Origin of the sequence: Pseudomonas fluorescens (assembly GCF_902497745.1) — a bacterium.
GTDB lineage: Bacteria > Pseudomonadota > Gammaproteobacteria > Pseudomonadales > Pseudomonadaceae > Aquipseudomonas > Aquipseudomonas fluorescens_BM.
The window spans coordinates 238556-261054 of record NZ_CABVHJ010000004.1; the positions used below are offsets into that span (position 1 = coordinate 238556).

The following is a 22499-nucleotide window of genomic DNA, read 5'->3' on the forward strand; positions in this document are numbered from 1 at the left end:
TCAACGGCCGGACGTGATGCTCAGCCCTTTGAGCAGGCTCAAGGCCTGGGCCAATTGGTAATCGTCATCCTGCGGCATGGCCTTGGCCTTGCTGCCAGACCCGGTCGGTTTGTCCGCGCCGCCGTTGCCGTTGCCCAAGTGACCTTGCAGGTCGGCTTCCTTGAAGTATTCGCCATCGGCCTCGCTGGTGATCTTGGCCTTGCGTACTTCTATGTCCGGGACAATGCCCTGAGCCTGGATCGAGCGGCCATTCGGCGTGAAGTACAGCGCGGTGGTGATCTTCAGTGCGCGGTCGTTGTTCAGCGGCAGCACGGTTTGCACCGAGCCCTTGCCGAAACTGGTAGTGCCCATGACTACCGCGCGTTTCTGATCCTGCAGGGCGCCGGCGACGATTTCCGAGGCCGAGGCGCTGCCACCGTTGATCAGCACCACCATCGGCACCGCTTCGCTTTCGTCTTTGCCGGTGGCCGAGAAGCGCAGTTCGGAGTTGGCGATCCGGCCTTTGGTGTAGACGATCAGGCCTTTGGTGATGAAGTGGTCGACTACTTCCACCGCTGCCTGCAACACGCCGCCCGGGTTGTTGCGCAGGTCGAGAATGATGCCGTTGAGCTTCTTGCCGTTGTCCTTGCGCAGCTTGGCCAGAGCCTTGGAAACCTCTTCGCCGGTCTTGACCTGGAACTGGGTGATGCGGATGTACGCATAACCGGTTTCCAGCAGCTGCGCCTTGACGCTCTTGACCTGAATCACCGCGCGGGCGAGGGTCACGTCGAACGGCGTGCCGCCATCGCGTACCAGGGTCAGGGTGATTTTCTGGCCGATCTTGCCGCGCATCTTGTCGACGGCTTCGGTCATGGTCTGGCCGCGCGTCGGCTGGCCGTTGATCTTGACGATGAAGTCGCCGGCCTGGATGCCGGCCTTCGACGCCGGGGTGTCATCGATTGGCGAGACGACTTTGATGAAACCGTCTTCGGCGCCGACTTCGATGCCCAGACCACCGAACTCACCGCTGGTGCTTTCCTGCAGCTCGGTGAAGTCTTCCGGGCCAAGATAAGCCGAGTGCGGATCAAGGTTGCTGAGCATGCCCTTGATCGCGTTTTCCAGCAGCGTCTTGTCGTCCACCGGCTCGACGTAAGCGGCTTTGATCCGGTCCATGACCTCGGCAAAGGTGCGCAACTCTTCCAGCGGCAACGGCGCCTTGGAGGTCGCGGCAGTGCCTGCCGGAGCGACGGCCGGAGCCGGTTGAGCGGCGAACGCCAGAGGCGCGCCGATCACCAGGGCGATCGTCAGGGCCAGCGAGGTAAGGCGGGACAAATGCAGCATGTCGAACGAACTCCTAATGTAGGTGACTCAACGCCTATCCTTGCGCGCGGCACCATTGCGCTGGATCACTCGGGTGACCCTGCTGACGAATTGCGAAATACAGCGCTGGTGTGTCCTGACCGCCACTGTTACCGACAGTGGAGATGGACTCACCGGCTTTAACCACGTCACCGGCCGACTTGAGCAGCGTCTGGTTGTGACCGTAAAGACTCAGAAAACCGTTGCCGTGATCGAGGATCACCAACAACCCGGCGCCGCGAAGCCAATCGGCGAACACTACGCGCCCCCCGTGTACGGCGTGCACCTGGCTGCCGGCAGAGGCGCTGATCATCACGCCGTCCCACTTGGTGCGGGCGTCGTCGCCACGGGTTTCGCCGAAGCGCGCCAATAGTCGACCATCAACCGGCCACGGAAGTTTTCCCCGGGTTGCAGCAAAAGGGCCACCGAAGGTCTCGCCGCTGCTGGACACCAGCGCGCCGGGAGTGGATCTGGCGGGTTTTCGTGGGGCGTCGCTGTTTTCAGCCTGCGCCTCACGCAAGCGCTTTTTTTCCGCTTCCTGCTGGGCGATCAGCGCTTTCTGCCGCGCTTCTTCTGCCTCACGGGCCTGGCGGGCCAGGGTTTCTTCAATGGTTTTAAGGACTTTAGACAGGTCTGCCTGATCCTGCTCACGGGCGGCAAGTTTCTGATCGCGCGCTTTCACGTCGTCGTTGAGCTTGGCGAGGACCTGCTGGCGCTCCTTGCGAACATTTTCCAGTTCGTCGCGCTGGCTATCGAGGCTGCTTTTCTGCACCAGCAATTGGGCCTGCTGGGCGGCAATGTCTTTTTCGACATTGGCCAGTTGGCGCAGGGTTTCGTTGAAGTTCTTCAACTGTTCCAGGCGGGCCTGGCTCAGGTAATCGTAATAGGTGAGGGTGCGGGCAAATTTCTCGGGATTCTGCTGGTTGAGCAGCAGCTTGAGGTATTCCTGCCGACCGTTCTGATAGGCCGCTCGGGCCTGAATGGCGATCAGTCGCTGCTGTTCAGTGCGCGCGCTCTGGAGTTTTTTTTTCTCTGCATCGAGCCGCTGCAGCTCGGATTCGCTTTTCTGCAGTTCTTTCTGCAGCGCATCGACCTGCTTCTGCAGCTTGCCCAGCTCGGTTTCAGTGCCCTTTAGCTCTTTCTGTACGCCGGACTTTTCTTCCTGGACTTTGCTCAGCAGCTTTTTCAGCTCGGCAATGTCCTGACGCGTGGCGTCCAGCTGCTGTTGGGTTTGCGCGCGCTCGTCAGCGAAGGCCGGTTGGAGCAGGCAGGTCAGAGCGAGGGCGATCAGGACGCGGAGCATAGAGGCGGGCGGCACCAGGGTAATGGACGGCCTAGTATGCCCGCCCGAGGCTGCAAAAAAAACGCCCAATTAGGGCTGTGTGATAACTGGCCTGAAAAACACCACAAACCTTTGTAGGAGTGAGCCTGCTGGCGATGGCTTACTGACATTCAACAGAGTAGTTGACTGTCAGATGGCTATCGCCAGCAGGCTCACTCCTACAGGGTTTTGCGGTGTTCTGGTGATCCGGGTCAGACCAGGATAGAAGTGCCGGTCATCTCCGCCGGTTTTTCCAGACCCAACAGTTTCAGCATGGTCGGGGCCACGTCCGCCAGCACGCCGCCTTCACGCACCTTAAGGTCACGCTTGCCGACATAAATGAACGGCACCGGCTCGGTGGTGTGCGCGGTGTGCGCCTGGCCGGTAGATTCATCGGCCATTTGCTCGACGTTGCCGTGGTCAGCGGTGATCAGCGCTTCGCCGCCAACTTTTTCCAGTGCATCAACGATACGGCCGACGCAGGTGTCGAGGCATTCAACAGCCTTCACTGCCGCGTCGAACACGCCGCTGTGGCCAACCATGTCACCATTGGCGTAGTTGACCACGATCACGTCGTAACGCTGGTTTTCAATGGCGTCGACGATGCGGTCGGTCACCTCTGGTGCGCTCATTTCCGGCTGCAGGTCGTAAGTAGCGACTTTCGGCGACGGGATCAGGATGCGCTCTTCACCCGGGAACGGTTCTTCACGACCGCCGGAGAAGAAGAAGGTCACGTGCGCATATTTCTCGGTTTCAGCGATGCGCAGCTGGGTTTTGCCGTTCTTCGCCAGATAATCGCCGAGGACGTTTTCCAGGCTGCCCGCCGCGAACGCCGACGGTGCAGGAATGCTCGCCGCGTATTGGGTCAGCATGACGAAACCGGCCAGTTTCGGCTGGCGTGCGCGTTCGAAATCCTTGAAGTCGTCTTCGACGAACACGCGAGTCAGCTCGCGGGCACGGTCGGCGCGGAAGTTCATGAACACCACCGCATCGCCGTCTTCGACTTTCACCGGCTCACCGATGGTCGTGGCTTTGACGAATTCGTCGCTTTCGCCGCGCGCATAAGCGGCTTCGAGACCTTCCTGCGCGGTGGCCGCGTTGAATTCGCTGTTACCGTCGACGATCAGGTTGTACGCCTGAGCCACGCGATCCCAACGGTTGTCACGATCCATGGCGAAGTAGCGGCCGATGATGCTGGCAATGCGACCCTTGCCGAGTGCCTGGAAGGTCGCATCGAGCAGTTCGATCGACGAGGCGGCGCTTTTCGGCGGCGTGTCGCGGCCATCGAGGAAGGCGTGCAGGTAGATTTTTTCGGCGCCGCGCTTGAAGGCCAGTTCGGCCATGGCGATCAGGTGATCCTGGTGGCTGTGCACGCCGCCATCGGACAGCAGGCCCATGAAGTGCACGGCTTTGCCGGCGGCCACGGCTTTATCCACAGCGGCGCAGATCGTCGGGTTTTCGAAAAACTCGCCGTCACGGATCGATTTGGTCACGCGGGTGAAGTCCTGATACACCACGCGGCCCGCGCCAAGGTTCATGTGGCCGACTTCGGAGTTGCCCATCTGACCGTCCGGCAGGCCGACGTCCATGCCGCTGCCCGAGATCAAGCCGTTCGGCACTGTGGCCCAGAGGCGATCGAGAACAGGCTTCTTCGCCGCGAAAACGGCGTTGGATTCGGGGCTGTCGCTGTGACCGAAGCCGTCGAGAATCATCAGGACCAAAGGTTTAGGCGTAGTCGTCATGGAATCCACTCGTGGCTAATAAAGAAGAGGGCGATGGAAAAGGGAGTTGGAGTTTAAAGCTAAGTTCCGACCGCGTCACCGCCGGACGGGGTTTGGCCGACCATAGTGGCTGTGTATACTGGCCGACATTTTAACGCCCTGGAACCTCCTTCGATGGTTGCTCACCTGATTGAATTTGCCACTAACCACTACATTCTTGTCGGTATCTTCGTCGTACTGCTGGCTCTGCTGCTGGCGCACACGATGCAGGGCGGCGGTAAAAGCCTGAGCACCGGCGAGCTGACCGCGCTGGTCAACAAAGATGCAGGCGTGGTGGTGGACATCCGTCCGGCCAAGGATTTCGCTGCCGGCCACATCGTTGGCGCGGTGAACATTCCCCAGGACAAACTGGCTGCGCGCGTTGCCGAGCTGGAAAAGCACAAGGCCAAGACCATCATCCTGGTCGACGCCCTGGGCCAGACCGCCGGCACCCACGCCCGTGAACTGATGAAATCCGGCTTCACCGCCGCCAAGCTGTCCGGCGGGATTTCCAGCTGGAAAGGCGACAACCTGCCGTTGGTGAAGTGATATGAGCGAAGTCATCGTCTACTCCAGCGATTACTGCCCTTATTGCTCGCGAGCCAAGTACCTGCTCGAGAACAAAGGCGTGGCCTTCGAAGAGATCAAGGTCGATGGCAAGCCGCAGGTGCGTGCCGCCATGGCTCAGAAAGCCGGGCGCACGTCCGTGCCACAGATCTGGATCGGCAGTAAGCACATCGGCGGTTGTGATGATTTGTACGCCTTGGAGCGCGCCGGCAAGCTCGACGCGCTGCTCAAGGCCTGAACGGCTGCACCCACGTACAGCACTCCCTAAAAGACCCAAGATCGATAAGGATCTGAGATGACTGACCAACAGAACACTGCAGCCAGCGAAGAAGAAACCGCACCGCAATTCTCCTTGCAGCGCATCTACGTACGCGACCTGTCCTTTGAAGCCCCGAAAAGCCCGGCGATCTTCCGCCAGCAGTGGGATCCGGCGGTCGCACTGGATCTGAACACTCGCCAGAAAGCACTGGAAGGTGATTTCTACGAAGTCGTGCTGACCCTGTCGGTTACCGTGAAAAACGGTGAAGAAGTCGCCTTCATCGCTGAAGTGCAACAGGCCGGTATCTTCCTGATCAAGAACCTCGATGCGGCTTCGATGAGCCACACCCTGGGTGCGTTCTGCCCGAACATCCTGTTCCCGTACGCGCGCGAAACCCTGGACAGCCTGGTGACCCGTGGTTCGTTCCCGGCGCTGATGCTGGCTCCGGTGAACTTCGACGCTCTGTACGCGCAAGAATTGCAGCGCATGCAGGAAAGCGGCGAGACGCCAACCGTTCAGTAAGACGGTTCAGCAACACCCCATGTGGGAGCGAGCCTGCTCGCGAAGAGGGCGTGTCAGATGACAGTTTTGTCGACTGATACACCGCTTTCGCGAGCAGGCTCGCTCCCACATTTGTTTTGCGGTGTTATTTGAAGTCGTTCTGGCGCCAGGCTTCGTACACGGCGACGGCAACTGTGTTGGACAGGTTCAGGCTGCGGCAGCCTTCACGCATCGGCAGACGCAGGCGCTGTTCTGGCGGCAGCGCGTCGAGTACTTCCGGCGGCAGGCCACGGCTTTCCGGGCCGAAAATGAACGCATCGCCAGGAACAAACGCGGCATCATGAAACGGTCGCGAGCCTTTGGTGGTGAACGCGAACAGCCGTGGATTGCCCAGGCTCTCCAGGCAACTGGCCAGATCCGCATGACGTTGCAGCGTGGCATATTCGTGGTAGTCGAGACCGGCACGACGCAAGCGCTTGTCGTCCATCTCGAAGCCCAACGGTTCGATCAAATGCAGGTGGCAGCCGCTGTTGGCGCACAGCCTGATAACGTTGCCGGTATTCGGCGGAATTTCTGGTTGAAAAAGGATGACGTGAAACATGCACGGCTCCGAAGGTAAAGATGAGCGGCATTCTACGCCGCCTGTGGACAACCGTTCGAAACTATTGCCGCGAGTCATCGGTTCGCTGGCGATTGTCGGCATGATGATCGGTTTGATGATCGGCCGCCTGACCACGCCGGATCCGACTGTGCTGCAGCAGGTTGAAGTCACCGATGGCGGTTTGCTGGTGTGGTTCAACAACGAACCCAAGCTGCACGGCGAAATCATCGATGGCACGGTGGCGCTGCTGTTTCAGGCTGAAGGCCCAGCGCAGAAGGGACAGCTCAAGCTCACTGGCAAAGACGTCAACTGGCGTACGCGAGCGAGTGACGGTGGCTTGCTGCTGACGGTGCTGGCGGCGCGGCCATTACAGGGAGACTGGGTCGGCAGCAAGGTCGACGACCGCTGGCGGCTGGAGATTCGCTTGCAAACGAACTGATCGCAAACCTGCCGTTCCTCTCATGTACTCCTACGTTTGCTGGCGTTCTTTCCCACTGCGCCAGTCTGCCTTTCCTATCTCTTTCAACACTTGCGCACGCTATTGTGCGCTTCTCTTTCAAACCGGCAGGATGCCGATACCTTCGTCCCTCAGGCGAATGCCGAGGGTGACTTTTTCAAGGATGAAAAAACATGCCAGTAAAACCACCGCGCGGTGGCGGTACTCACGTGGATGTTCCCGGCAGCCCGGGCCGATCGGTGGATGTGGACACTTCGCTCCCCGGTCCCTCAGGCCGCAGAGGCGTCGACTCAGGTATTACTCTCGACAATCCGCAGTCGCGAGCCGGCGCAACAGACACTGATGTCACACATCCGGCTCCGGCCGTCGTCGTTCAGACAATCCCCGTTGAAACTCGCTTGCCGACACCTCAGCCGGCGCTGGACCACTACGTAATCAACGCCCGGGCAATTCTTCCGGAAGTGAATAGTGAGGGTTTAACGGTATTCAAGAAGCGCACCTACGCTGAAGTGGCCGATGGCGAATTTGTGCTTGTCGCCGTGGACCCCGAGACGGGGCTGCATCGAGCTAAGCTTCCAGGCGAACTGCTGCCCTCCGGCCCAGTGCTGCTGCGCGACACCGACAGTGGCATTTGGCGCCTGCGTGAGGACGTTACCTCCACTAACCGGGCACAGGTCAAAAAATACTTTCCCGAAGCGACCGATCAACATGCGGATGACTTCATCGATCGTTTTGATGACAGTGATGCAGCCGAAGCTGAACTGAAGCGGATTCAGGTCGGGTTTCTTCAGCTGGATCGCGATCTCAGTGTTTGGGAGCGTAAATTCAAGCATGTCGATCACTATGGGGTCGAAAGGCTTCAGCCGGTATGGCGCAAATTACGCCGACTGTACAAATGGCAAGGTGAACCAGAGGAGCGGGTTTACCACGAGGGCCGACTGGTTGGATTCAAGATTGAAATTGACCTCACGATATGGCCGATTCATCAATATCTTTCAACCCGATTCAGCTCCATTGTTTCCCTCACCCTGAGAGGGGAAATTCCGCTGAATCCGAAGGTTTTTCTCGCGCAGTTTCCCAATATTGAAATACTGACGGCGGCCAGCCAGATGCGATTGGGGCCAGGAATGGGCTTGAACAGGCAAATAACTTACGTAAGGCCCAGCATAGGGCCGGACATCGTCGAACAGTTGACCAAGCTGCCCCGTTTACGGGAACTGGATCTGCAGGATTGTAACTTCCAGCCCGGTTTTTCCCTGGCCGGCATGACCGAGCTGCAGATTTTGAAGCTTGTTAACGCTCGGGGAATGTCAGATCTGACTACCGTGGTAAACGAAATGCCTGATCGAGCGCGCTTGCAGGTGCTCGATCTGCATCAGAATGCTTTTTTGAGAGTGGCACCGGACGTTACCGGGATGTACGCGTTGCGCGTCCTGAATCTGTCGCAGACTGGAATCAACCAGGCTCCAGTAGGGCTTGGCACCGAGAATGGGCCTTCACGATTAGAGGTATTGAAGCTCGGCGGCAATTCGCTCTCTATTGTGCCTTCACTCAAAGGAATGACTGCGTTGCAGGAGCTGGATCTTTCTAGCACCGTTGCAGACAAGTTTCCGGAGGGCATCACGTCTGAGATCCCCGGGAAAATATTGAATCTCGCGAACAATCATATTGCTTCGATCCCCGAATCCGTGGAGATCAGAGCCGGCTTCAATCTCATGGGCAATCCTGTATCGGATCCAGCTTCCCTTCGCCGTCTGATACATGCGCGTATAAAAACAGGCACTGACAGTTGGCTGGGAGAGGAGAGTCTTGATCGGTCGGCATACCTTTGGCTGCGAAATGTGCCACCAAAGGAGTTATCTGAGAAATTGAGTCTCTGGGACAGTTTTGGCGATTCTGAGCGCCACGTGATGACCGGGATCCGAAAACTGAGCGGGACGCCTGAGTTTCACGTTGAGTATCCGCTTCTGCAGCGGCGGGTCTGGTGGTTTCTCGAGGTCTACGTCAAAGCTGACGCTAGCGAAAAGGCACGGCTGACAGACATTCTGATCAATGAACCCAGCCCCGGAAAAATGCTGGACAGGCTTGAAGCAGAAATCCGTGCATATGACTCGGGGCGGCAAAACCAGCCCCTGCATCATTTACCCAAACGTCCCAAGCTCGATTAACGCCGGGCTGAACGCCTCGGCGAGGGGTGTAAAAGCGGGAATCCCTGACCTGCCTGTATCAGGGTTCCCAAAAGGATGGACTTCGCTGTTGGCGTCGGTCCGGTGTAAAGAGGGAACCCCCAGCCTGCCTGTACCAAGGATCCCAAAAGGGTGGGCTCGTCGCGTTGCGGTATGAGCCCGATGTAAAGAGGGGAATCCCCGGCCTGCCTGTACCAAGGTCCCCGAAACGGGTGGTGAAACGAATCACCTGTGAGAGGTATTGCAGGGGGCGTGCCAGGTTTTAATCTGTTGAAACAAAAAAGCTGATGAGGAACGCGAAAGCCCCGGAATTCGGGGCTTTCGTTTATATGGTTAGTTGATTTTTCATTGGTTTCAGAAGCGAATGTGACGATGCGGCTGTGCGCGATCGCGGGTCATTGTGCATTGATGCGGTGCACGGTGGCCCCTCACCCTAACCCTCCCGAAACGTCGGACCGCCCATAGGGAGAGGGGACTGACCGCGGGGTTTGTGAGAAATACGCCGACGTGAAATACCGAGCCGAACTCAGATTTTGAACATCACATAAATCGGCTCCCTTCCCCCTCTACCCCTTGGGGGAGAGGGCTGGGGTGAGGGGGGGATCCTGAGTACACAACTACCCTCAAGCGAACAAGGTTTTAACCCTCATCTCCCTCATCATCATCCCCACCATCCACCTTCATCCCCAATTCCTTGATCTTGCGCGTCAGGGTATTGCGCCCCCAACCCAGCAACACCGCGGCATCACGCCGACGTCCGGCGGTATGCTTCAACGCCGTCTCGATCATGATCCGTTCAAACGCCGGCACCGCACTGTCGAGCAGGCTCGACTGACCGCGCGCCAAGGCCTGATCCGCCCACTGACGCAACGCTTGCTCCCAGTTGGTCACAGGCGCCGAGTCCTGCGGCAGGTTCAGCAGTTCCGGTGGCAGGTCGCTGATGTGCACTTCGCGCCCGGACGCCATTACCGTGATCCAGCGGCAAGTGTTCTCCAACTGACGCACGTTGCCGCCCCACGGCAGATTCTTCAGGTATTCCTCGGTCTCGCTTTTCAGCAGCTTCGGCTCGACCGCCAGCTCCTGCGCAGCGCGGCTGAGGAAGTGCTTGGCCAGGGTCGGAATGTCTTCGCGACGATCCGACAGGCGCGGGATGTGGATGCGGATCACGTTGAGGCGATGGAACAAGTCCTCCCGGAATTTGCCGGCGTGCACCAGGGTTTCCAGATTCTGGTGCGTCGCGGCGATGATGCGCACATCGACCTTGACCGGCACATGCCCGCCCACGCGATAGAACTCGCCATCCGCCAGAACCCGCAGCAGACGGGTTTGCGTATCCGCCGGCATGTCGCCGATTTCATCGAGAAACAGCGTGCCGCCGTCAGCCTGTTCGAAGCGGCCGCGACGCAGATTCGCCGCGCCAGTGAACGCGCCTTTCTCGTGGCCGAACAACTCGGATTCCATCAGATCCTTGGGGATCGCCGCCATGTTCAGTGCAATGAACGGTGAGGCCGCGCGCGGGCTGTGGCGGTGCAGGGCGTGGGCGACCAGTTCTTTACCGGTACCTGATTCGCCGTTGATCAGCACGGTGATGTTGGAGTGGCTCAAACGCCCGATGGCGCGAAACACTTCCTGCATCGCCGGCGCTTCGCCGATGATTTCCGGGGTGCGGGTCAGTGCGGGCACGACTTCCAGGCCTTGCTGTTCTTGCGCGTGCTGATTGGCACGCTTGACCAGCGACACCGCCTCATCGACGTCGAACGGCTTCGGCAGGTACTCGAACGCGCCGCCCTGATACGAGGCGACAGCGCTGTCCAGATCGGAATGAGCGGTCATGATGATGACCGGCAACCGTGGGTGCTGCTCGCGAATCCGCGCCAACAGGTCCAGACCACTGGCCCCCGGCATGCGGATATCGGAAATGATTACGTCAGGCTGCTGACGGGCCAGACGACTCATCACGCCATCGGCGCTGTCGAAGCTCTGGGTGGTCATGCCTTCCTGCTGCAAGGCTTTTTCCAGAACCCAACGGATAGAACGGTCGTCATCGACGATCCATACGGTTTCACTACGGCTCATGTCGATGTGGCTCCTTGTTCCAGTGGCAGAAAGATCGAGAACGTGGTGTGGCCTGGATGGCTGTCACACTCGATCAGGCCCTGGTGCTGGCTGATGATGTTCTGGGTAATGGCCAGGCCCAGCCCGGTACCGTCCGGGCGTCCGCTGACCATGGGAAAGAAAATGGTTTCCTGAAGTTCCGCCGGGATCCCCGGGCCGTTGTCGATGATCTCGATCTTGGTTACCAGACGATGGCGGATGTGGCCGATGGTGAACTGGCGCATGGCGCGGGTGCGCAGGCTGATGCGGCCCAGACGCAGCTCGTTCTGGCTGCTGATCGCCTGCATCGCGTTGCGCACGATGTTCAACACCGCCTGAATCATTTGCTCGCGGTCGATCAGTACGTCGGGAATGCTTGGGTCGTAATCGCGCACCAAGGTGATGCAGCCCTGACTTTCCGCTTCGACCAGTTGGCAGACGCGCTCGAGCACTTCGTGGACGTTGCACATCGCCAGCGACGGCAGTTTGTTCGAGCCGAGCATGCGGTCGACCAGATTGCGCAGGCGGTCGGCTTCTTCAATGATCACGTTGGTGTAGTCGCGCAGGCTTTCTTCCGGCAGTTCGCGGGCCAGCAATTGCGCTGCGCCGCGGATGCCGCCGAGCGGGTTCTTGATCTCGTGGGCGAGACCGCGCACCAGCATCTTGCTGGTTTCCTGCTTGGACAGCTGTGCCTCTTCCTTGGTGATCCGCAGCAGGCGGTCACGCGGATGAACCTCCAGCAGGAGCATGGTCGCGCCATTGCTGAGGATTGGCGTCACCGCGTAATCAACGGTCAACGTCTGGCCGGTGAGGGCAGTGAGCATCGCTTCGCGTTTAGTGAACGGATGCGCCTGTTCCACCGCCTGACGCAGGGAATTCAGTGCCTCGGTGGATTCAGTGAACAGCTCGCTGATGAATTGCCCATGGCTGCGCTGCCCGCTGATGGCGAGCAGCATCTCCGCCGCCGGGTTCATGTACTCGAGGCGCAATTCGGCGTCGAGCAGGATGGTGGCGGTGGTCAGGTTGTCGAGCAGCAAACGGTGGATTGCGTCACTTATAGTCATCAGGGCCTCTTTTGGGGGCGGAGCGTGCGCAAGAAGCAGGCGTCGTTAAACGCAAAATGCAAAAACCAAACCAAGGCTCCGAAAAGAAGCGTTTAACCCGTGAAACAGGCGTTTGACGCTCGTTTGCGTGGCACAGGGCCAGCTCTCACGGGTAGTTTCGAACCAAAATGGGTTGGATTGTGGGTACGGTGCAGCCTATCGCACCAATATAGTGCGCAAAGCTGAACGGCGTTAGAAGAAGCGCAGGAAGGGGTTTTTCGGCTCTTCGGGTTTGTCTTTCAGTGGGCATTCCGGGCGCACGCCGTAGTCTTCGGCGACGCAGGGTTTGATCTGGCGTTTTTGCGCAAGAGAAATGCGCTGCATGTGGAAAGGCTGGTTGGCGGTGCGTTCGACGGTGCGGCCTTCGGCGTCGAGGATTTCCACTGAAAGGTTATGGCTGCCACGATCAATGTTGTTCAGCGGGAACACCGGACTCAGACCTGGTTCGCCGGTAGCCTGTCCATCCAGCAACAGCCGATAGCGATGGCCTTTTTGCAGGCCCGGCTCGCTGGTGACGCTGACGATGATTTCGCCGGCACTGCTGCGAATCGTGGCATCGGGCTCGGGCACCAGAATGCGCAGCATGTCGTAGCGGAACAGTGGCTGCTCCGGGGATTTTTTCGCCGTAGAGATCGGCGCGGCGGCTGTTGGATTGGCCGACATGCGATTGCTGGTCGCGATGGGCACTCGCTTGGCGTTGCCACGCGGCTGGTCGGTGTAGACGCGATTGCCTTGTGCGTCGGTGTAGGTGAAGACCTCCGCTGAAGCCTGCAGCGTCAGCAGCGCTAATGCAGCGAGGAGCCACGCGCGGATCATGGCTTGTGCACTCGCTGTACGCTGAGGGGGATTGGCGGGCTTTGCTGGATGATCGTCTGCCCGTCAATCACCTGCACCGCTAGACGATGTTCACCGCGATCGACGTTGACCATTTGCAGAATCGGCACGTTGCTCGGCTGGCCGTAGGGCACGTCATCCAGCACCAGCCTTAATTGATGTGGCGGATGCAGGCGCGGCTTGATCAGTACTTGGACGGTGAACGTGCCGTTGTTGGCGCGCAGGGCTTCTTCGCTGGGCAGGCCCGCGAGTTCAAGAATGTCATAGGCGTTGTGCGCAGGCTCACGGTTGTCGGCTTCGGGCGCGGGTGGTGCGCTCGGCGCCTGAGGCTCGACACGGTTGAGCGGCGGCAACTCCACCGGCTGCGCCTGCACGCCGTCCGGCGAATGATCGCTGTAAACGGTGTTGCCGTTGGCGTCGGTGTACTTGTAGATCTGCGCGGCGGCGGGCAGGGCGATCAGCAGCAGAATGTAGAAAAAGGTGCGACCCATGAAATCGACCGGGATTGAAAGCGATGGGGTGCAGCATAGGCCAGACGCGGCGGTTGGCCCAACCCTGCACACATTCCGAGATCATTCAGACACCACAATTCCCCTGTGGGAGCGAGCCTGCTCGCGAATGCGGTGCATCATTGACAGTGATGGCGACTGATACGACGCCTTCGCGAGCAGGCTCGCTCCCACAGGGATCTGCGTGATGCCATAAATCGCGGGCAATAAAAAAGGCCTCCCGAAGGAGGCCTCTTTCACTCACGCCACGTAACGCGGCGCTACCGGATCAGCAGCTGTAGTACAGCTCATATTCCAGTGGGTGTACGAAGGTGCGAACCTTGATTTCTTCTTCCGATTTCAGCGCGATGTAAGCGTCGATGAAGTCGTCAGAGAACACGCCGCCCTTGGTCAGGAACGCGCGGCCCTTGTCCAGCTCTTCCAGGGCTTCTTTCAGGCTACCGCAAACTTGCGGGATCTCTTTCGCCTCTTCAGGCGGCAGGTCGTACAGGTTTTTGTCAGCAGCGTCGCCTGGGTGGATCTTGTTCTGGATGCCGTCCAGACCAGCCATCAGCAGTGCTGCGAAGGCCAGGTACGGGTTGGCAGCCGGATCCGGGAAGCGTGCTTCGATACGGCGGGCTTTCGGGCTCGACACGTAAGGAATACGGATCGAAGCGGAACGGTTGCGAGCCGAGTAGGCCAGCATAACCGGAGCTTCGAAGCCTGGTACCAGACGCTTGTAGGAGTTGGTCGCCGGGTTGGTGAAGCCGTTCAGGGCCTTACCGTGTTTGATGATGCCGCCGATGAAGTACAGAGCGGTATCGGACAGGCCGGCATAGCCTTCACCGGCGAAGGTGTTCTTGCCGTCTTTCCAGATCGACATGTGGACGTGCATGCCCGAACCGTTGTCGCCGTACAGTGGCTTCGGCATGAAGGTCGCGGTGCGGCCGTATGCATCAGCAACGTTGTGGACAACGTACTTCAGGGTCTGGGTTTCGTCGGCTTTCTTCACCAGAGTGTTGAACTTGACGCCGATTTCGTTCTGGCCGGCAGTCGCCACTTCGTGGTGGTGAACTTCAACGGTCAGGCCCATTTCTTCCAGTGCGTTGCACATGGAGGTACGGATTTCGTGGTCGTGGTCGAACGGCGGAACCGGGAAGTAGCCACCTTTGACGCCTGGACGGTGACCCTTGTTGCCGCCTTCGATGTCCTGGTCGGACATCCACGAACCTTGCTCGGAGTAGATCTTGAACATCGAGCCGGAGATGTCCGACTTGAATTTCACCGAGTCAAAGATGAAGAATTCTGGCTCTGGACCGGCGAACACGGTGTCACCGATACCGGTGGCTTTCAGGTGTTCTTCAGCACGCTTGGCGATCGCACGTGGGTCGCGGTCGTAGCCTTGCATGCTCGAAGGTTCGATGATGTCGCACACCAGGATCAGGGTGGCGTCTTCGGTGAACGGGTCGAGAACGGCAGTTTCGTCAACCGGCATCAGGATCATGTCGGAGGCTTCGATGCCTTTCCAGCCAGCGATGGAGGAACCGTCGAACATCTTGCCGACTTCGAAGAAGTCTTCATCCAGCGCATCGCGAGCCGGCATGGTCACGTGGTGCTGAGTGCCTTTGGTGTCCGTGAAGCGCAGATCAATCCACTTGACGTCATGATCTTTGATGAGTTGAACCGTCTTCGACATATGTCCTCCGGGTGGCTTCGGGCTTGTTAGTGGATGCCCTTGAATTTGGGTGATGCCGGCGCGAATACTCTGCCAAGGCAACCTGCCTCACAAGGGAGCAAATTGCATGCCAGTGCCCCAGCATGGGTTTTTTGCCCCAAATTCACGCTTATTAAGGTGCAAAGCGCCTCAATGCGGAAAATCTCGCCCTTTAATGTAGCGTCATAAAACGAAAATGACCTGTTTTGGTGCGCGCAAAACCTTCTGCACATTAACTGGTTAAACCTTGAGCAATTTCCGCTATAATCCGCGCCCCCCTTTTTCGGCTGGCCGTTCGCGCGCTGTTTTCATGAAACTAATCGTAAAAGTCTTCCCCGAGATCACCATCAAAAGCCGACCTGTCCGGACGAAATTCATCCGCCAGTTGGCCAAGAATATCCGCACCGTGCTCCGCGACCTGGATCCGGCCGTGGTGGTGAACGGTGTGTGGGACAATCTCGAGCTGGAAACCCGCGTTACCGACCCCAAAGCCTTGAAAGAGATGGGTGAGCGCCTGACCTGTATGCCGGGCATCGCGCACTTCCTGCAGATCGACGAGTACCCGCTGGGCGACTTCGACGACATCACCGAAAAGTGCAAACAGCACTACGGCGATGCACTGGCCGGGAAGATTTTCTCGGTGCGCTGCAAGCGTGCCGGCAAGCACACCTTCAGCTCTATGGACGTCGAAAAATACGTCGGCAGCAAGCTGCGCCGTGAGTGCGGTGCCGCCGGTATCGACCTGAAAGCGCCGGAAATCGAAGTCCGTATCGAAGTTCGCGACAAACGGTTGTTCGTTATTCACAGCCAGCACAACGGCATCGGCGGCTACCCGCTCGGCGCCCTGGAGCAGACGCTGGTATTGATGTCCGGCGGCTTTGACTCGACGGTTGCGGCCTACCAGATCATTCGTCGCGGCCTGATGACGCACTTCTGCTTCTTCAATCTGGGCGGTCGTGCCCACGAATTGGGCGTGATGGAAGTCGCGCATTTCATCTGGAAGAAGTACGGCAGCTCGCAACGCGTGCTATTTGTCAGTGTTCCGTTCGAAGAAGTGTTGGGCGAAATTCTCGGCAAAGTCGATAACAGTCATATGGGCGTCGTATTGAAGCGTATGATGTTGCGCGCGGCCTCCGACATCGCCGACCGTCTGCACATCGACGCGCTGGTCACCGGCGAGGCGATCTCCCAGGTGTCGAGCCAGACGCTGCCGAACCTGTCGGTGATCGACTGCGTGACCGACAAACTGGTCCTGCGTCCACTGATCGTGGCGCACAAGCAGGACATCATCGACACGGCCAACGAGATCGGCACCGCCGATTTCGCCCGGCACATGCCGGAATACTGCGGGGTCATTTCGGTCAATCCGAAGACCGCCGCCAAACGCGGTCGCGTTGAGCACGAAGAGAAAGAATTCGACATGGCGGTCCTCGAGCGTGCGCTCGAAAACGCCAAACTGGTGCCGATCGATCGGGTGATCGACGAATTGGGCCAGGACGTACAGATTGAAGAAGTCAGCGAAGCACTGGCCGGTCAGATCGTGATCGACATCCGTCACCCGGATGCCGCCGAGGATGAGCCGCTGGAACTCGCTGGCGTAGAAGTACAGACGATGCCGTTCTACGCAGTGAACGCTCGTTTCAAGGAGCTGGATCCGACTCGCCAGTACCTGCTGTATTGCGACAAAGGCGTGATGAGTCGCCTGCATGCTCACCATTTGCTCAGTGAGGGGCATGCCAATGTGCGCGTTTATCGACCGAGCTAAGTGCCCGGGGCTGTTTGCCTGTGGCCTGCGTCACCGGCCCCCCGACACCGCCGTCAAGCTGTAACGGCCATGCCGGACACTACTGCTAATCGCTGCCAAGACTTGTCAGCAAACCGAATCCTCTGATCGAGATACACAAGTGATCGAAAATCTACGCAACATCGCCATCATTGCCCACGTTGACCATGGTAAAACCACCCTGGTAGACAAACTCCTGCGTCAATCCGGCACTCTGGAGCGCAACGAGCTCAACGACGAGCGCGTGATGGACTCCAACGACCAGGAAAAAGAGCGCGGTATTACCATTCTGGCGAAAAACACCGCCATCAACTGGAACGGCTACCACATCAACATCGTGGACACCCCGGGCCACGCCGACTTCGGCGGCGAAGTTGAACGTGTAATGTCGATGGTTGACTCCGTTCTGCTGCTGGTTGACGCTCAAGACGGCCCTATGCCGCAGACCCGTTTCGTGACCAAGAAGGCTTTCGAAGCCGGCCTGCGTCCGATCGTGGTAATCAACAAGGTTGACCGTCCAGGCGCGCGTCCGGACTGGGTTCTGGATCAGATCTTCGACCTGTTCGACAACCTCGGTGCTACCGAAGAACAACTGGACTTCCAGGTTGTGTACGCCTCGGCCCTGAACGGCATTGCCGGTCTGGATCACACCGCCATGGCGGAAGACATGACCCCGCTGTACCAAGCGGTAGTCGACCACGTTCCGCCTCCGGCTGTTGACCGTGATGGCGCATTCCAGATGCAGATCTCCGCTCTGGACTACAACAGCTTCCTGGGTGTTATCGGCGTTGGCCGTATTGCTCGTGGCCGCGTCAAGCCGAACACCCCGGTTGTGGCGATCGGTGCCGACGGCAAGCGCCGTAACGGCCGTATCCTGAAGCTGATGGGTCACCACGGTCTGCACCGCATCGACGTTGAAGAAGCTGCAGCAGGCGATATCGTTTGCATCAGCGGTATGGACTCGCTGTTCATCTCCGACACCCTGTGCCACCCGGACACTGTCGAGGCGATGAAGCCTCTGACCGTTGACGAGCCAACCGTTTCGATGACCTTCCAGGTAAACGACTCGCCATTCTGCGGTAAAGAAGGCAAGTTCGTGACGTCCCGTAACATCAAGGACCGTCTGGACAAAGAGCTGCTGTACAACGTTGCACTGCGCGTTGAAGAAGGCGACACCGCTGACAAGTTCAAGGTTTCCGGCCGTGGTGAGCTGCACCTCTCGGTACTGATCGAAACCATGCGTCGCGAAGGCTTCGAGCTGGCTCTGGGCCGTCCTGAAGTAATCATTCGTGAAGTGAACGGCGTTAAACAAGAACCGTTCGAAAACGTGACCATCGACATCCCTGAAGAAGCTCAGGGCAAGGTCATGGAAGAGATGGGTCTGCGTAAGGGCGACCTGAGCAACATGGTGCCGGATGGCAAGGGCCGTGTTCGTCTGGAATACAACATCCCTGCTCGCGGTCTGATCGGTTTCCGTAACCAGTTCCTGACCCTGACCAACGGTGCTGGCATCCTGACCTCGATCTTCGATCGCTACGACACCGTCAAGTCGGGCCACATGTCCGGCCGTCAGAACGGCGTTCTGGTTTCGGTTGAAACCGGTAAGGCACTGACCTACTCGCTGGAAACCCTGCAGGCTCGTGGCAAGCTGTTCGTAGAACACGGCCAGGAGATCTACAACGGTCAAATCGTTGGTCAGAACAGCCGCGACAACGACCTGGGTGTAAACCCGACCAAAGGCAAGAAGCTCGACAACATGCGTGCTTCGGGTAAAGACGAAACCATCGCTCTGGTTCCACCTGTTCGCTTCACCCTGGAACAGGCTCTGGAATACATCCAGGAAGACGAGCTGTGCGAAGTGACTCCTAAGTCCATCCGTCTTCGCAAGAAGATCCTGGACGAAAGCGAGCGTACCCGCGCTGCCAAGAAAGCCAAGGCGTAATAATTAGCCTGGCTTGAAAAAACGCCCCCGGTCGCGAGACCTGGGGCGTTTTTGTTTGTCTGGGGGAAATGTGTTTAGTCTGAAAAGCCCCTCACCCTAGCCCTCCCGAAACGTCGGACCGCCCGTAGGGAGAGGGGACTGATTGGGGGATGCTCAGGGGATACACCGACTTGAAAGAATTCTGCCGAATCCAAAATCGATTTTATCGGGCTGTAACGAATCCATAATCGACTGGATTTTTCAGGTCGATGTCAGGCGCCAGACACCTCGGTCGGCCCCCTCTCCCTTTGGGAGAGGGCTGGGGTGAGGGTTGGCTTTTAGAACTTCTCGATCGCGCGGAAATTCTGCACGCGCTCAACTTCCTTAGGCTTATAAGCGCAATACCCCGGGCGCGGCCCGATCTTCGGGTGATTGCGGCAGGTGTCCGGGCGCTTGTCATAAATGGTGCACAGGCGGCTCTTACGATCCAGGTAGTAGCAATCGTTGTTGCTCATGCGCTGCAGGGTAAAGATGCCGGACTTCTGATTGAAGCGCTCGACCAGGCCTTCCTTCTGCAAACGCTTGGCGATGTTCTTCGGCGGGTCGCCCAGTTCGAACTCGTCGACCACACCGATGCGCACCAGATCCTTGATCTTCACCTCAACCGGCAGCGTGCAGCAGCTGGACACGCAGGAACCGCACATCGGGGCTGAGTATTTCGCCCACGTATCGAGACGATCGATCTCGGCGGCGGCAATCAGGTTGGGCTTCATCATCGGGAGTTACCAGGTGTGTATGCATCAGGGCGCGCGATCATACCGGGACTGGTGGATTTTTGAACAACCTTTCGCCAGATTTTTTCTGCGTGCAGGCACATTGCCGGACAATTCGGCACGGCCCCTGCATTCATTAGCTCACTCGACAAGGTAATGCCGGGCTATCTCACAGTCTCGGGAAAAACTGCCGAACCAGAGCCGCTACCGTCGGTCAGACCGTCTAGGCTCAGACAATTCCCCGCTCGCTCGAGGTCCTATCGATGACTCAAGAACCACTAGTTCGCGAAGCAGAGGTGGCCGCATTCCGCGACGCCGTCCTGACCAAGCTCACCTACGCGGTGGGCAAAGACCCCGATCACGCCTTCGACCATGACTGGTTCGAAGCCATCGCCCTCGCGGCGCGTGATCACATGGTCGAACACTGGATGGACCACACCCGGCAGATCTACCGCAAAGGCCAGAAGCGGGTTTATTACCTCTCGCTGGAATTTCTTATCGGCCGTTTGCTCTACGACAGCCTGAGTAATCTCGGCCTGCTCGACGTCGCCCGTGAAGCGCTGACCGAACTCGGTGTCGATCTGGAACGCATTCGTTTGCTGGAGCCCGATGCTGCGCTTGGCAACGGCGGCCTTGGTCGTCTGGCGGCGTGCTTCATGGAAAGCATGTCGACCCTCGGTATCGCGGGCCATGGTTATGGCATTCGGTATGAGCACGGCTTGTTCCGCCAGGCCATCGTCGACGGCTGGCAGCAGGAGCAGACCGAGCACTGGCTGGATTTCGGCAACCCGTGGGAGTTCGAGCGGCCAGAGGTCGTCTACTCCATCGGCTTCGGCGGCAGCGTCGAAACCGTCACCGATGTCAGTGGCAAATCCAAACAGGTCTGGTCGCCGGCAGAAACCGTCCGCGCGATCGCTTATGACACGCCGGTGGTTGGCTGGCGCGGGGCGAGCGTCAACACTTTGCGCCTGTGGCGTGCCCGCGCCATGGAAGATTTGCATCTGGAACGCTTCAACGCCGGTGACCACTTGGGCGCCGTCGCCGAAGTAGCCCGTGCCGAAAGCATCTCCCGCGTGCTTTACCCGGCGGACAGCACCGAAGCAGGGCAAGAACTGCGCCTGCGCCAGGAATATTTCTTTGTCGCCGCGTCGCTGCAAGATCTGCTGCGTCGTCACCGCAATATGCACACCTCGGTATTGACCTTGGGCGATCACGCGGCGATCCAGCTCAACGACACCCATCCCTCGATTGCCGTAGCCGAATTGATGCGCCAACTGGTCGACGTCTACGACGTGGCGTGGGATGCGGCGTGGCAAGTGACGGTCGATACGCTGTCGTACACCAATCACACGCTGCTGCCGGAAGCGCTGGAAACCTGGCCGGTGGGCCTGATGGAACGCATGCTGCCGCGGCACATGCAGATCATTTACCTGATCAACGCCCAGCACATCGATTCGCTGCGGGCCAAGGGCATTCATGATTTCGACGTGCTGCGCGCGGTGTCGCTGATCGAAGAAGACAACGGTCGACGGGTGCGCATGGGCAACCTAGCGTTCCTCGGCTCGCACAGCGTCAACGGCGTGTCCGGATTGCACACGCAACTGATGCGCAAAACCGTATTCGCCGAACTGCACAAGCTGTATCCGGAGCGGATCAACAACAAAACCAACGGCATTACCTTCCGCCGCTGGTTGTACCAGGCCAACTCTGAACTGACCTCGATGCTTGTCGATGCACTGGGGCCGGATTTGCTGGATAACCCGGAAGAGCTATTGCTCGATCTCGAGCCGTTCGCGGAAAAAACCGCGTTCCGCAAAGCCTTCGCCGAGCAACGCCTGCACAGCAAAAAAGCCTTGGCCTATCTGATTCATGAACGGCTGGGCATCGCGGTCAATCCGGCGGCGATGTTCGATGTGCAGGTCAAACGGATCCACGAATACAAACGCCAGTTGCTTAACCTGCTGCACACCGTGGCGCTGTATCAGGCGATTCGCGCCGAGCCGGAAGTCGACTGGGTGCCACGGGTGAAAATCTTCGCCGGTAAAGCGGCGGCGAGTTATCACCAGGCCAAACTGATCATCAAGTTGACCAACGACATCGCGCGGGTGGTGAACAACGACCCGACCGTGCGCGGCCTGCTGAAAGTGGTGTTCCTGCCCAACTACAACGTCAGCCTGGCGGAGAGCATCATTCCGGCGGCGGACTTGTCCGAGCAGATTTCCACTGCCGGTTTCGAGGCCTCGGGTACCAGTAACATGAAGTTCGGCCTCAACGGCGCGTTGACCATTGGCACGCTGGACGGCGCCAACGTGGAAATGTGCGAGCGCATCGGTGCCGAGCACATGTTCATTTTCGGCCTCAGCGCGCAGCAGGTTGAAGCGCGTAAACAGAACCACGAGTTCAGCGCGTTGCCGGACATCGCCGCCTCCCATCGTCTGAACGATGTGCTGCAAGCGATCCGCAGCGGGGTGTTCTCGCCAGATGACACTTCGCGCTATACCGGGTTGATCGATTCGCTGGTGGATTACGACCGCTTTCTGGTCTGCGCCGATTTCGACTCGTATTGGGAGGCTCAGAAACGCGTTGAAGAGCATTGGCACGACAGCAACAACTGGTGGCGTTCGGCGGTGCTCAACACGGCGCGGATGGGCTGGTTCTCGTCAGACCGGACGATTCGCGAGTACGCCACGGATATCTGGAAAGCGTTGGAGTAGTTTTTCGCGACAATTGTGCGCGAGGCCCAACGTTTATTGGGCCGCATCGATATACTGAGCGCCGGTAACCGGATGCTCCAGTCAG

At 58.7% G+C, this 22499-nt stretch carries 18 protein-coding genes; 8 read left to right on the forward strand and 10 right to left on the reverse strand.

Features of this window, described 5'->3' with window-relative positions; genetic code table 11:
- The 3 genes from F8N44_RS08285 to gpmI form a co-directional block, all read right to left on the reverse strand.
- Positions 1-1320, reverse strand: a complete 1320-nt coding sequence (locus F8N44_RS08285; RefSeq protein ID WP_150649980.1) for a S41 family peptidase — start codon at positions 1318-1320, stop codon at positions 1-3.
- Between the two features lie 34 nt (positions 1321-1354).
- Positions 1355-2641, reverse strand: coding sequence for a murein hydrolase activator EnvC family protein (locus F8N44_RS08290; protein ID WP_150649981.1), 1287 nt, complete (start codon positions 2639-2641; stop codon positions 1355-1357).
- 230 nt (positions 2642-2871) lie between these two features.
- Entirely contained in the window at positions 2872-4401 is a 1530-nt protein-coding gene (gene gpmI / locus F8N44_RS08295; RefSeq protein ID WP_150649982.1) for a 2,3-bisphosphoglycerate-independent phosphoglycerate mutase, read from the reverse strand.
- 153 nt (positions 4402-4554) lie between these two features.
- On the opposite strand from gpmI, the gene F8N44_RS08300 reads away from it, so the two are divergent.
- From F8N44_RS08300 to secB, 3 genes are read left to right on the forward strand one after another with little or no spacing between them, the layout of a single operon-like run.
- A complete protein-coding gene (locus F8N44_RS08300; RefSeq protein WP_016986346.1) occupies positions 4555-4968 on the forward strand; it encodes a rhodanese-like domain-containing protein in 414 nt (137 codons plus the stop codon).
- A 1-nt stretch (position 4969) separates the two neighbouring features.
- Complete coding sequence (grxC, locus tag F8N44_RS08305; protein WP_150649983.1) at positions 4970-5224, forward strand: glutaredoxin 3; 255 nt, start codon at positions 4970-4972, stop codon at positions 5222-5224.
- 57 nt (positions 5225-5281) lie between these two features.
- Entirely contained in the window at positions 5282-5767 is a 486-nt protein-coding gene (gene secB / locus F8N44_RS08310; protein WP_007909233.1) for a protein-export chaperone SecB, read from the forward strand.
- 124 nt (positions 5768-5891) lie between these two features.
- Here secB and F8N44_RS08320 read toward each other — a convergent pair whose 3' ends face one another.
- Positions 5892-6347 (reverse strand): tRNA (cytidine(34)-2'-O)-methyltransferase, encoded by a 456-nt coding sequence (locus F8N44_RS08320; protein WP_007909235.1) that lies wholly within the window; start codon positions 6345-6347, stop codon positions 5892-5894.
- On the opposite strand from F8N44_RS08320, the gene F8N44_RS08325 reads away from it, so the two are divergent.
- Together F8N44_RS08325 and F8N44_RS08330 are read left to right on the forward strand one after the other, a co-directional pair.
- Positions 6346-6786, forward strand: coding sequence for a hypothetical protein (locus tag F8N44_RS08325; RefSeq protein WP_150649984.1), 441 nt, complete (start codon positions 6346-6348; stop codon positions 6784-6786). The genes F8N44_RS08320 and F8N44_RS08325 overlap by 2 nt on opposite strands.
- 191 nt (positions 6787-6977) lie before the next feature.
- Complete coding sequence (locus F8N44_RS08330) at positions 6978-8972, forward strand: leucine-rich repeat domain-containing protein (RefSeq protein ID WP_224794753.1); 1995 nt, start codon at positions 6978-6980, stop codon at positions 8970-8972.
- 657 nt (positions 8973-9629) lie between these two features.
- Here the strand turns inward: F8N44_RS08330 and ntrC are convergent.
- From ntrC to glnA, 5 genes are all read right to left on the reverse strand, one after another.
- Positions 9630-11066 (reverse strand): nitrogen regulation protein NR(I), encoded by a 1437-nt coding sequence (gene ntrC / locus F8N44_RS08335; RefSeq protein WP_007909238.1) that lies wholly within the window; start codon positions 11064-11066, stop codon positions 9630-9632.
- Positions 11063-12148 carry a nitrogen regulation protein NR(II) gene (gene glnL, locus F8N44_RS08340; RefSeq protein ID WP_122593979.1) on the reverse strand — a complete coding sequence of 362 codons (1086 nt, stop codon included), beginning with the start codon at positions 12146-12148 and terminating at the stop codon, positions 11063-11065. The genes ntrC and glnL overlap by 4 nt, the downstream gene beginning before the upstream one ends.
- A 231-nt stretch (positions 12149-12379) precedes the next feature.
- Complete coding sequence (locus tag F8N44_RS08345; RefSeq protein WP_150649985.1) at positions 12380-13003, reverse strand: DUF4124 domain-containing protein; 624 nt, start codon at positions 13001-13003, stop codon at positions 12380-12382.
- Positions 13000-13512: a DUF4124 domain-containing protein gene (locus F8N44_RS08350; RefSeq protein ID WP_150649986.1), complete on the reverse strand. Its 513-nt coding sequence runs from the start codon at positions 13510-13512 to the stop codon at positions 13000-13002. The genes F8N44_RS08345 and F8N44_RS08350 overlap by 4 nt, the downstream gene beginning before the upstream one ends.
- A gap of 286 nt (positions 13513-13798) precedes the next feature.
- Positions 13799-15205 carry a type I glutamate--ammonia ligase gene (gene glnA, locus F8N44_RS08355; RefSeq protein ID WP_007909254.1) on the reverse strand — a complete coding sequence of 469 codons (1407 nt, stop codon included), beginning with the start codon at positions 15203-15205 and terminating at the stop codon, positions 13799-13801.
- Positions 15206-15533: 328 nt separating this feature from the next.
- Between glnA and thiI the strand changes: the two genes are divergently transcribed.
- Both thiI and typA read left to right on the forward strand, forming a co-directional pair.
- Positions 15534-16988, forward strand: coding sequence for a tRNA uracil 4-sulfurtransferase ThiI (thiI, locus tag F8N44_RS08365; RefSeq protein WP_150649987.1), 1455 nt, complete (start codon positions 15534-15536; stop codon positions 16986-16988).
- A 139-nt stretch (positions 16989-17127) separates the two neighbouring features.
- A complete protein-coding gene (typA, locus tag F8N44_RS08370) occupies positions 17128-18948 on the forward strand; it encodes a translational GTPase TypA (protein WP_034153003.1) in 1821 nt (606 codons plus the stop codon).
- Between the two features lie 317 nt (positions 18949-19265).
- Here typA and F8N44_RS08375 read toward each other — a convergent pair whose 3' ends face one another.
- Positions 19266-19703: a YkgJ family cysteine cluster protein gene (locus F8N44_RS08375; RefSeq protein ID WP_016985748.1), complete on the reverse strand. Its 438-nt coding sequence runs from the start codon at positions 19701-19703 to the stop codon at positions 19266-19268.
- Positions 19704-19963: 260 nt separating this feature from the next.
- On the opposite strand from F8N44_RS08375, the gene F8N44_RS08380 reads away from it, so the two are divergent.
- On the forward strand, positions 19964-22414 hold the full coding sequence (locus F8N44_RS08380) for a glycogen/starch/alpha-glucan phosphorylase (protein WP_150649988.1): 2451 nt from the start codon (positions 19964-19966) through the stop codon (positions 22412-22414).
- Positions 22415-22499 lie beyond the last annotated feature (85 nt).

Bases quoted from the DNA above. Each gene is read 5' to 3' on its own strand.
- secB (WP_007909233.1), top strand. From the start codon at position 5,282: ATGACTGACCAACAGAACACTGCAGCCAGCGAAGAAGAAACCGCACCG.
- glnL (WP_122593979.1), bottom strand. From the start codon at position 12,148: ATGACTATAAGTGACGCAATCCACCGTTTGCTGCTCGACAACCTGACC.
- F8N44_RS08375 (WP_016985748.1), bottom strand. From the start codon at position 19,703: ATGATGAAGCCCAACCTGATTGCCGCCGCCGAGATCGATCGTCTCGAT.
- F8N44_RS08325 (WP_150649984.1), top strand. From the start codon at position 6,346: ATGCACGGCTCCGAAGGTAAAGATGAGCGGCATTCTACGCCGCCTGTG.
- F8N44_RS08330 (WP_224794753.1), top strand. From the start codon at position 6,978: ATGCCAGTAAAACCACCGCGCGGTGGCGGTACTCACGTGGATGTTCCC.
- glnA (WP_007909254.1), bottom strand. From the start codon at position 15,205: ATGTCGAAGACGGTTCAACTCATCAAAGATCATGACGTCAAGTGGATT.
- F8N44_RS08320 (WP_007909235.1), bottom strand. From the start codon at position 6,347: ATGTTTCACGTCATCCTTTTTCAACCAGAAATTCCGCCGAATACCGGC.
- F8N44_RS08380 (WP_150649988.1), top strand. From the start codon at position 19,964: ATGACTCAAGAACCACTAGTTCGCGAAGCAGAGGTGGCCGCATTCCGC.
- thiI (WP_150649987.1), top strand. From the start codon at position 15,534: ATGAAACTAATCGTAAAAGTCTTCCCCGAGATCACCATCAAAAGCCGA.
- grxC (WP_150649983.1), top strand. From the start codon at position 4,970: ATGAGCGAAGTCATCGTCTACTCCAGCGATTACTGCCCTTATTGCTCG.
- F8N44_RS08300 (WP_016986346.1), top strand. From the start codon at position 4,555: ATGGTTGCTCACCTGATTGAATTTGCCACTAACCACTACATTCTTGTC.
- gpmI (WP_150649982.1), bottom strand. From the start codon at position 4,401: ATGACGACTACGCCTAAACCTTTGGTCCTGATGATTCTCGACGGCTTC.
- F8N44_RS08290 (WP_150649981.1), bottom strand. From the start codon at position 2,641: ATGCTCCGCGTCCTGATCGCCCTCGCTCTGACCTGCCTGCTCCAACCG.
- ntrC (WP_007909238.1), bottom strand. From the start codon at position 11,066: ATGAGCCGTAGTGAAACCGTATGGATCGTCGATGACGACCGTTCTATC.
- F8N44_RS08285 (WP_150649980.1), bottom strand. From the start codon at position 1,320: ATGCTGCATTTGTCCCGCCTTACCTCGCTGGCCCTGACGATCGCCCTG.
- F8N44_RS08345 (WP_150649985.1), bottom strand. From the start codon at position 13,003: ATGATCCGCGCGTGGCTCCTCGCTGCATTAGCGCTGCTGACGCTGCAG.
- F8N44_RS08350 (WP_150649986.1), bottom strand. From the start codon at position 13,512: ATGGGTCGCACCTTTTTCTACATTCTGCTGCTGATCGCCCTGCCCGCC.